Raw genomic sequence first — 1,491 nt, 5'->3', positions numbered from 1 at the left:
CTTTGTGGTCAAGTCCTCGGCCTATTAGTACCGGTCAGCTCCACACGTTACCGTGCTTCCACCTCCGGCCTATCAACCCGGTCGTCTACCGGGAGCCTTACCCACTCTCATGGTGGGAGACCTCATCTCAAGGCGAGCTTCCCGCTTAGATGCTTTCAGCGGTTATCCCTTCCGAACGTAGCCAACCAGCCGTGCACCTGGCGGTACAACTGGCACACCAGAGGTTCGTCCGTCCCGGTCCTCTCGTACTAGGGACAGCCCCTTTCAAGTCTCCTGCGCGCGCAGCGGATAGGGACCGAACTGTCTCGCGACGTTCTAAACCCAGCTCGCGTACCGCTTTAATGGGCGAACAGCCCAACCCTTGGGACCTACTCCAGCCCCAGGATGCGACGAGCCGACATCGAGGTGCCAAACCATCCCGTCGATATGGACTCTTGGGGAAGATCAGCCTGTTATCCCCGGGGTACCTTTTAGCCGTTGAGCGACACCGCTTCCACACGCCGATGCCGGATCACTAGTCCCAGCTTTCGCTCCTGCTCGACCCGTCAGTCTCACAGTCAAGCTCCCTTGTGCACTTACACTCAACACCTGATTGCCAACCAGGCTGAGGGAACCTTTGGGCGCCTCCGTTACCCTTTAGGAGGCAACCGCCCCAGTTAAACTACCCACCAGACACTGTCCCCGATCCGGATCACGGACCAGAGTTAGACGTTCAAAACGACCAGAGTGGTATTTCACCAATGACTCCACCCGAACTAGCGTCCGAGCTTCCCAGTCTCCCACCTATCCTACACAAGACGCTCCAAACGCCAATGTCAAGCTGTAGTGAAGGTCCCGGGGTCTTTCCGTCCTGCTGCGCGTAACGAGCATCTTTACTCGTAGTGCAATTTCGCCGGGTCTGCGGTTGAGACAGCGGGGAAGTCGTTACGCCATTCGTGCAGGTCGGAACTTACCCGACAAGGAATTTCGCTACCTTAGGATGGTTATAGTTACCACCGCCGTTTACCGGCGCTTAAGTTCTCACCTTCGCCAACCCGAAGATCGGCTAAGCAGTCCCCTTAACGTTCCGGCACCGGGCAGGCGTCAGTCCGTATACATCGTCTTACGACTTCGCACGGACCTGTGTTTTTAGTAAACAGTCGCTTCCCCCTGGCCACTGCGACCCCCACCAGCTCACAGAGCTAGCCTGATCACCAGCAGAGGTCCCCCTTCTCCCGAAGTTACGGGGGCAATTTGCCGAGTTCCTTAACCGCAGTTCACCCGATCGCCTTAGTATTCTCTACCTGACCACCTGAGTCGGTTTAGGGTACGGGCCGCCACAACACTCACTAGAGGCTTTTCTCGGCAGCATAGGATCATCCACTTCACCACAATCGGCTCGGCATCACATCTCAGGCATACAGAACGCGGATTTGCCTACGTTCAGCCCTACATGCTTACCCCAGGACAACCATCGCCTGGGCTGGACTACCTTCCTGCGTCACCCCATCG

1 rRNA gene is annotated in these 1,491 nt (G+C 57.1%); it reads right to left on the bottom strand.

What is annotated here, in order from left to right:
- Nucleotides 1-4: 4 nt before the first annotated feature.
- Nucleotides 5-1,491, bottom strand: a 23S ribosomal RNA gene (locus AB0L53_RS59285); the annotation flags it as partial.

Origin of the sequence: Nonomuraea sp. NPDC052129, assembly GCF_040680095.1 — a bacterium.
In the GTDB taxonomy this organism is placed as follows: domain Bacteria; phylum Actinomycetota; class Actinomycetes; order Streptosporangiales; family Streptosporangiaceae; genus Nonomuraea.
Note: the sequence above shows the minus strand (reverse complement) of the source record. Positions and strands in the feature narration are given on the sequence as shown.